The sequence below is a fragment of the uncultured Streptococcus sp. genome, from assembly GCF_963511325.1.
GTDB lineage: Bacteria > Bacillota > Bacilli > Lactobacillales > Streptococcaceae > Streptococcus.
Map to the genome: position 1 here is coordinate 1 of NZ_CAUPII010000049.1, position 8,821 is coordinate 8,821.

Annotated in this window: 9 protein-coding genes; 8 read left to right on the top strand and 1 reads right to left on the bottom strand. The window is 40.8% G+C overall.

Annotated elements, in window-relative coordinates; translation table 11 throughout:
- The coding region (locus RQ973_RS09190) for an SIALI-17 repeat-containing surface protein (RefSeq protein WP_311523776.1) at positions 1-301 on the top strand (301 nt) is incomplete at its 5' end.
- 324 nt (positions 302-625) lie between these two features.
- On the opposite strand, the gene RQ973_RS09195 is transcribed toward RQ973_RS09190, so the two are convergent.
- Positions 626-1,471 (bottom strand): MurR/RpiR family transcriptional regulator, encoded by an 846-nt coding sequence (locus RQ973_RS09195; RefSeq protein ID WP_281335234.1) that lies wholly within the window; start codon positions 1,469-1,471, stop codon positions 626-628.
- 189 nt (positions 1,472-1,660) lie between these two features.
- Here RQ973_RS09195 and pbp2b point away from each other — a divergent pair, with 189 nt between their 5' ends.
- The 7 genes from pbp2b to rplM all read left to right on the top strand — a co-directional run.
- Entirely contained in the window at positions 1,661-3,706 is a 2,046-nt protein-coding gene (gene pbp2b / locus RQ973_RS09200) for a penicillin-binding protein PBP2B (RefSeq protein ID WP_311523778.1), read from the top strand.
- 10 nt (positions 3,707-3,716) lie between these two features.
- A complete protein-coding gene (gene recR / locus RQ973_RS09205; protein ID WP_070888870.1) occupies positions 3,717-4,313 on the top strand; it encodes a recombination mediator RecR in 597 nt (198 codons plus the stop codon).
- Between the two features lie 175 nt (positions 4,314-4,488).
- Positions 4,489-5,532: a D-alanine--D-alanine ligase gene (locus RQ973_RS09210; RefSeq protein WP_311523779.1), complete on the top strand. Its 1,044-nt coding sequence runs from the start codon at positions 4,489-4,491 to the stop codon at positions 5,530-5,532.
- 53 nt (positions 5,533-5,585) lie between these two features.
- Positions 5,586-6,959 carry a UDP-N-acetylmuramoyl-tripeptide--D-alanyl-D-alanine ligase gene (gene murF / locus RQ973_RS09215; protein ID WP_311523780.1) on the top strand — a complete coding sequence of 458 codons (1,374 nt, stop codon included), beginning with the start codon at positions 5,586-5,588 and terminating at the stop codon, positions 6,957-6,959.
- Positions 6,946-7,557: an NUDIX hydrolase gene (locus RQ973_RS09220; RefSeq protein ID WP_281335238.1), complete on the top strand. Its 612-nt coding sequence runs from the start codon at positions 6,946-6,948 to the stop codon at positions 7,555-7,557. The genes murF and RQ973_RS09220 overlap by 14 nt, the downstream gene beginning before the upstream one ends.
- 120 nt (positions 7,558-7,677) lie before the next feature.
- Positions 7,678-8,385 (top strand): TIGR02206 family membrane protein, encoded by a 708-nt coding sequence (locus tag RQ973_RS09225; RefSeq protein ID WP_311523781.1) that lies wholly within the window; start codon positions 7,678-7,680, stop codon positions 8,383-8,385.
- Between the two features lie 159 nt (positions 8,386-8,544).
- Positions 8,545-8,821 (top strand): 50S ribosomal protein L13 (gene rplM / locus RQ973_RS09230; RefSeq protein ID WP_311523782.1); only part of this gene is annotated, 277 nt, incomplete at its 3' end.

Below are 8,821 nucleotides of genomic sequence, written 5' to 3' on the forward strand. Positions count from 1 at the left end.
AGAAGATCCAGAGTTCACAGGTGGTGTCAATGGAGCAGAAGCAGCTAGTCATGAGCTTCCAGAGTTTACTGGTAATGTCAATGGAGCAGAGGCAACTGTCCATGAGCTCCCAGAATACAAGGATGAGCAGTTACATGTAGCTCAGGCTATGTCACAAGACAAGACTTATCAAGTACCTGCAAATCGTCAAGATATTCTCCCTGAAACAGGCGCAAAAGAAACTGCTACCCTTGCAAGCTTGGGAGCTGTAGGAGCACTTCTTGGATTAGCTGCAATGGGAAAGAAAAAAGAAGACGAATAGAATCTGTCAAACTCAAGAAACACTTTTGAGAAAGTATAGATTTCGTGGGAAGTTATTGCAGAATAGTAGCATTGTTTAAAGAAACTGCTGTAATAGTTGTCCAAACTCTGGAGATTGAAAATAATAACTAATCTCAATTATAAAAAGCGAGCAAAACGAGTTTTCTGAGAGTCAGAATTCCGTCTTGTTCGCTTTTTTATATCAAGAATCAGGTGTAGAGTTCTATGTGCATAAGTCATCAGTTATAGGACTTGGGCAAACTAAAAACCAGCGACATTAATTGCTGGTTGCACATATGCTTGTTTACTTGATAGGAATGAAGGCTTATCTAGACCTTCTATTTCTACGATAGCCGTTTAGTTTTTTATTTTCCCAATAACTGTTAAAGATTTTTTCTTTACTTTCACGATCAATTTCTAGGAAATAAGCATAGAGTAGATCAATTAAGATCAACATAGGAAGTTGGGCAGAAATGCGTTGGATATAGGAAGCCTGACTCTGGCTGGCTACCAGTACAGTTTCTGTAAATTCCTGAGTTTCCTTGCTAGGCGTACTAGTAAAAAGAACAGTTTTAGCCCCCATATCTTGAGCGTCTAGTAGACTGTCAATGATGGATGGAGTTGTTCCTGAAAGGGAAAAGCCAAAGACCAAACATTTTTCATCGATGATACTGGTTGTCCAGGCGAAACCATCTGGATCTGTCAAGGCCTCACAAACGACTCCAAGTCTCATGAAACGCAATTTCATCTCACGTGCAACGAGGCCAGAACTTCCAGTCCCAAAAAAATAGACGCGTTCTGATTGATCAATCATTTGGGCAATGCGCTCCAGTTGGTCATCATCAATCAATTCTTGTGTCATTTCTCGGATGTTTGTATAGCTCCTCAAGACTCTTTGGGTCAAAGGATTCATATCCTGTTGTGGGACGGAAAGGGTATCTTTTTGTTGTTGGTATTTGAAAATAAATTCCCGATAGCCCGTAAAGCCACATTTTTTGGCAAAACGAGTGAGAGCCGCCTGAGAAATATGAAGTTTTTGAGTGACCTGCTGAGAAGACAAGTCATCGTGAATGGTATCTGCCTGCAAAAAATAGCGGGCAATCTCTTGCTCTAAATCGGTCATTTCTTCAAAGTGAAGATCAATAATCGTAGAGATATCTTGCTTGTTCATGGGCCTCCCTTGTAGTTATTGGTTAAAATTTTTATCAATGAAATCTATAAAATAGCGCTTACTTTAATTATACCACAGTTGCTTTGTTTTTTGGATAAAAAGGAAAAGTCTTTTCTTTTTCCATAATTTTCTCTTTAAATTATGGTACAATGAAGAGTAAGATTTTGATTAGAAATGAGACTACTTTGTATGAGAAAATTTAATAGCCATTCGATACCGACTCGGCTTAATTTATTGTTTGCAATCGTTATTTTGCTCTTCATGACCATCATTGGTCGCTTACTCTATATGCAATTCGTAAATAAGGATTTCTATGAAGCCAAGTTAGCGTCTGCTAGCCAAACTAGGGTAACAACGGGTTCTGCTCGTGGAGAAATCTATGACGCGGCTGGAAAACCCTTGGTAGAAAATACCGTCAAACAAGTCGTGGCTTTCACACGAAGTAATAAGATGACGGCTACAGATTTAAAGGATATTTCTACTAAACTTTTAACGTATGTAACAGTTTCCTCTCCAAATTTGACAGAACGTCAGATGGCTGATTATTATCTAGCGGACCCAGCTGTCTATAAAAAAACGGTAGAGGCTCTTCCAAAAGATAAGCGTTTTGACTCAGATGGTAATCAACTTTCTGAATCGGATCTTTATAACAATGCTGTTGAGAGTGTTACCTCTAGCCAAACTAATTATACAGAGGATGAAAAGAAGACTATTTATCTCTTTAGTCAGCTCAATGCAGTTGGAAATTTTGCAACAGGCAATATCCAAACAGATCCCTTAAGCGATACTCAGGTCGCTCAAATTGCTTCTGCCTCTAAAGAGTTACCTGGGATTAGCATCTCGACTTCGTGGGATCGCAAGGTTCTTGAAACCTCTCTGGCCTCTATCGTAGGAAGTGTTTCAAGTGAAAAATCAGGCCTTCCAGCTGAGGAAGTAGATGCCTATCTTAAAAAAGGTTATTCCCTCAATGACCGTGTTGGAACCTCTTACCTTGAGAAACAATATGAGGAAGTCCTACAAGGGAAACGTACTGTTAAAGAAATCCATCTCGATAAACATGGAGACATGGAGAGCGTAGAAAATATCGAAGAAGGTAGCAAGGGGAAAAACATCAAATTAACCATTGATTTGTCCTTCCAAGATAGCGTAGACAGCCTTTTGAAGAGTTATTTTAATTCTGAACTTACAAATGGTGGTGCTAAATACTCAGAAGGTGTTTATGCAGTAGCCCTTAATCCTAAGACAGGTGCTGTATTGGCAATGTCAGGAATTAAACACAATCTAGAAACAGGAGACTTGACACCAGACTCACTAGGAACAGTGACCAATGTTTTTGTACCAGGGTCTGTCGTTAAGGCGGCAACCATCAGTTCTGGTTGGGAAAATGGAGTCTTGTCAGGCAACCAAACCTTGACAGACCAACCAATCGTCTTCCAAGGTTCTGCCCCTATCAATTCCTGGTATACCCCTTATTACGGTTCCTTTCCGGTTACAGCCGTTGAGGCTCTAGAATATTCATCTAATGCCTACATGGTTCAAACTGCGCTAGGAATGATGGGTCAGACCTATCAACCAAATATGACAGTCAAAACCAACCAACTTGAGTCTGCCATGGGAAAACTACGCGCGACTTTTAGTGAGTATGGTTTGGGTGCTTCTACAGGTATTGACTTGCCCGAGGAATCAACAGGATTTATCCCCCAAAAATTTGACTTGGCTAATTATTTAACTAATGCTTTTGGCCAGTTTGATAACTACACACCGATGCAATTAGCCCAGTACGTTGCAACTATTGCTAACAATGGTGTTCGTCTAGCTCCACATATTGTCGAGGGAATATACGACAACAATGATAAGGGTGGCCTTGGGGAATTAATCCAAGCAATAAATACCAAGGAAATCAACAAGGTCAATATTTCTGAATCAGATATGGCAATCTTGCACCAAGGATTTTACCAAGTATCGCATGGAACTAGTCCCCTAACGACAGGACGGGCGTTTTCAGATGGTGCCACTGTTTCTATCAGTGGTAAAACCGGTACAGCTGAAAGCTATGTAGCTGGTGGTCAAAAAGAAGCTAATAATACCAATGCCGTGGCCTATGCTCCAACAGAAAATCCTCAAATTGCAGTTGCAGTAGTCTTTCCTCATAATACCAATTTAACCAAAAATGTTGGGCCAGCAATTGCTCGCGACATTATCAATCTATACAACCAACACCATCCAATGAATTAGAAAGGAAGCCATGCTTTATCCAACACCTATTGCTAAGTTGATTGACAGTTATTCTAAACTTCCGGGTATTGGGATCAAGACAGCAACCCGTCTAGCCTTTTATACTATTGGAATGCCGGATGATGACGTCAACGAATTTGCTAAAAATCTCCTTTCAGCTAAAAGAGAGTTGACCTATTGTTCTATCTGTGGACGTTTAACCGATGAAGATCCCTGTTCTATCTGCACAGATCCAAGTCGGGACCAAACAACTATCCTCGTCCTAGAGGATAGTCGAGATGTAGCTGCTATGGAAAATATTCAGGAATACCATGGGTTATACCATGTATTGCATGGGTTGATTTCACCCATGAATGGAATTAGTCCGGATGATATCAACCTTAAGAGTCTTATGACTCGTCTTATGGCCAGTGAGGTTTCAGAGGTCATCGTAGCTACCAATGCAACAGCTGATGGCGAAGCGACCTCCATGTATCTCTCTCGCTTGCTCAAACCTGCAGGTATCAAGGTTACTCGTCTAGCACGAGGTCTAGCAGTAGGAGCAGATATCGAATATGCAGATGAAGTAACGCTCCTAAGAGCCATCGAAAATCGTACCGAACTTTAGTCTATGAAGTTAAATCGCTGAATAATTAGCTAGCAGGTATAAAATATTTAAGAGCACAGAGACTGGACTATTTTTCTTCCAGTCTCTTTTCTTGTTTTGTGCTATACAAGTTTAAAAAAATAGACAAATGTGATATACTAAAGAGCAAGTATTCTAGTAGAAATAGGACAATCATATGAAACAAACAATTATTCTATTATATGGTGGACGCAGTGCAGAACGTGAAGTGTCTGTCTTGTCAGCTGAGAGTATCATGCGTGCGGTTAACTATGATCGTTTCGCAGTAAAAACCTTCTTCATCAGCCAGTCTGGAGACTTTATCAAAACCCAAGAATTTACCCAAACTCCTGGGCATGAAGACCGTCTCATGACCAATGAAACGATCGATTGGGACAAGAAAATTGCTCCAAGTGCTATATACGAAGAAGGCGCCGTTGTTTTTCCAGTTCTTCATGGACCTATGGGAGAAGATGGTTCCGTTCAAGGTTTCTTAGAAGTCTTGAAAATGCCTTATGTTGGTTGCAACATCTTGTCTTCAAGTCTTGCTATGGATAAGATTACTACCAAGCGTGTCTTGGAGTCTGCTGGGATTGCCCAAGTTCCTTACGTAGCTATCGTTGAAGGAGATAATTTGGCTTCTAAGATTGCAGAAGTAGAAGAAAAATTAACGTATCCAGTCTTTACCAAACCATCTAATATGGGTTCTAGTGTTGGTATTTCTAAGTCTGAAAATAAAGAGGAACTTCATCAAGCTCTAGAGCTTGCCTTCAAGTACGATAGTCGTGTCTTGGTAGAACAAGGGGTAAATGCTCGTGAAATCGAGGTTGGACTTTTAGGAAACTATGGTGTCAAGAGCACTCTTCCTGGTGAAGTTGTCAAAGACGTAGCCTTCTATGACTATGATGCCAAGTATATCGATAACAAGATCACCATGGATATCCCGGCTAAGATTAGCGATGATGTAATAGCTCTTATGCGTAAAAATGCAGAAGCTGCCTTCCGTGCTATCGGTGGACTTGGCTTATCACGTTGTGATTTCTTCTATACAGATAAGGGAGAAGTTTTCCTAAATGAGCTCAACACCATGCCAGGCTTCACCCAATGGTCTATGTATCCCTTGCTTTGGGACAATATGGGGATTAGCTATCCAGAACTAATCGAGCGTTTGGTTGATCTTGCTAAAGAAAGCTTTAATAAGCGTGAAGCACACCTATTATAAAGACAGCTATAAGGGCGGGGAAGGACTCCTTGTCCCTTTTTAAAGGAGTAAATATGAAACTTACGATTCACGAAGTTGCGCGTGTCGTCGGTGCAAAAAATGATGTGACTAGCTATGTGGATATCCCACTGGTCAAGGCAGAGTTTGATAGTCGTTTGATTGGATCTGGGGATTTATTTGTGCCACTCAAGGGCGCGCGTGATGGTCATGACTTTATCGAGACAGCTTTTGAAAATGGCGCAGCTTTAACCTTATCAGAGAAAGAAGTAGAAGGTCATCCTTATATCTTGGTAGAAGATGTTTTGACAGCCTTTCAAAATCTTGCGGCCTATTACCTTCAAAAGATTGGTGTCGATGTCTTTGCTGTCACAGGTTCAAATGGGAAGACTACGACCAAGGATATGTTGGCTCATTTGCTTTCTACAAGCTACAAAACCTACAAAACACAAGGAAACTACAATAATGAGATTGGCCTTCCCTACACGGTTCTCCATATGCCGGATGATACCGAAAAGCTGGTCTTGGAAATGGGACAGGATCACCTAGGAGACATCCATCTCTTATCTGAACTAGCTCATCCAAAGATAGCTATTGTGACCTTGGTAGGAGAAGCTCATTTGGCCTTCTTCAAGGACCGTTCTGAAATTGCCAAAGGGAAATTGCAAATCGCTGATGGGATGGAGCAGGGTGCCTTGCTTTTAGCACCAGCTGATCCCATTGTAGAGAATTATCTACCTGTTGACCAAAAAGTAGTTCGTTTTGGTCCAGGTGCAGAACTCGAAATTACAGAATTGATTGAGCGTAAGGATAGTTTAACCTTCAAGGCCAATTTCTTAGAGCAGGCTCTCGACTTGCCAGTGACTGGTAAGTATAATGCGACCAATGCCATGATTGCTTCTTATGTTGCCCTGCAAGAAGGAGTGACTGAGGAGCAGATTGGTCAAGCCTTCCAAAATCTAGAATTGACCCGCAATCGTACCGAGTGGAAAAAAGCAGCCAACGGTGCGGATATCCTATCAGATGTCTACAATGCAAATCCAACAGCTATGAAGTTGATTTTGGAGACTTTCTCAGCCATCCCAGCCAATGAAGGTGGCAAGAAACTCGCAGTTCTGGCGGATATGAAAGAACTTGGAGATCAGTCTGTTCAACTTCATAATCAAATGATTTTGAGCATTACACCCGATGCCCTTGATACTGTTATTTTTTACGGTGAAGACATTGCTGAATTGGCTCAATTAGCCAGTCAAATGTTCCCAATTGGTCATGTGTACTACTTCAAGAAAACAGCCGATGAGGACCAGTTTGAAGCGATGGTTAAGCAGGTCAAGGAAAGTCTTGGCGCACATGACCAGATTCTGCTTAAAGGTTCGAACTCTATGAATCTAGCCAAGCTAGTAGAAAGTTTAGAAAATGAGCACAACTGATTTCGCCAAAGCTATTCAGAGAATGTTAGCTATCACTGATACTGGGTTGACCTATTCAAAGGATTCTTATGACCGTGAACGTTATGAGGATTTACGTCAGATTTTATGGAGTGTCTTGCAGGATCAAACGGAGCTCGATCAAGAGGAATTGACTGCAATTTTAAAACCAACAGGTAGCTATGCAACTCCCTTGATGGATGTAAGGGCATGGATTGTTCAAAATCAGAAGATTTGCCTGGTTAGAGGACAAGGAGAGGATACTTGGGCATTACCTGGTGGCTTTGGTGAAGTAGGTTATTCGCCTAAGGAAAATATCCGAAAAGAAGTTCAGGAAGAAACAGGCTTTTCGGCAGAAGTAGGCTCTTTATTGGCGGTTTTTGATACCAATCGCTTTCAACTTCAGAACAAACAGTATGCCAAGTTCGTCTTTGACTGTCAGTTATTGGATGGACAATTTCAAGAAAATCAAGAAATTGCAGAACTTGAATTTTTTGATATCAAGAATCTCCCACCCCTATCTGAAAAACGAATAACCCAAGAACAAATGGAAATTCTATGGCAGGTCTATCAGGGTGAGCGGGAACAATATGTCGATTAGAAGCTTTGTTTTATATTAAGATCGACAGTTTCTTTTACACAAAATTATAAGAAATAAATGTAAGCTAGGCTCTATAAAAATCAGTAAGAGATTGGCTTATATGAAAATGAGGAAAGTTACATGAATTTTTGGGAAGCTTTATTTAGTACGCAGCCGACGGAGCCACCCCAGTTTGACCTTCTTTGGTATGGAAGTCTATTTACCTTATTAGCATTGACTGTGTTTCTTGCCTATCGTTATGGTGAGAAAAAGGCCTGTCAGCGATTTTTCCAGATTTTACAGGCGGTACAGCTAATCCTGCTCTACGGATGGTATTTAGTAAATCAGATGCCTCTAACTGAAAGTCTACCCCTTTATCATTGCCGTTTGGCTATGTTTGTAGTGCTTTTGGCCCCGGGTGTCTCTAGAGTCAAACAGTATTTTGCTGTATTGGGAACCTTTGGAACTTTGGCAGCTTTTATTTATCCAGTGCCAGATCCCTATCCCTTTCCCCACATTGCCATCCTGTCCTTTATTTTCGGACACTTAGCTCTCTTTGGAAATTCCTTGATTTATCTCCTGAAGGACTACGATGCTAGTTTACTGGATTTCAAACGAATCCTAATTATCACGTCTTCGCTCAATGCTTTGATTTTCGTGATTAATTTAGTAACAGGTGGAGATTATGGATTTTTGACAAGACCACCATTGGTTGGAGACCACGGTCGTTTGATCAATTATCTAGTGGTAACGCTATTCTTGACTTGCGCTATTTACTTAGTCTCTAAAATTTTTCAAACAATCCTTCAGGAACAGGCAGAAAAAAGGTTGAGAATCTGGCAGAAATAAAAAAATATTTTCCCAATCTCTTGACTTTTATCTGAGAATTTTGATACAATAGTAGACGGTATTGTTTACCCCATTTGTAAGGCCCCGGAACCTTTCAAATAACTTGCGGACCGGAACATCCGCCCTGTAAACAAAAACGATATTCATATAGGAGAAATCATGAACAAAACTACATTCATGGCTAAACCAGGCCAAGTAGAACGCAAATGGTACGTTATTGACGCAACTGATGTACCTCTTGGACGCCTTTCAGCAGTTGTTGCTAGCGTACTTCGCGGAAAAAACAAACCAACATTCACACCACACACTGATACAGGTGACTTCGTAATCGTTATCAATGCTGAAAAAGTTAAATTGACTGGTAAAAAAGCATCTGATAAGATCTACTACACTCACTCAAACCACCCAGGTGGATTGAAATCAATCTCTGCTGGTG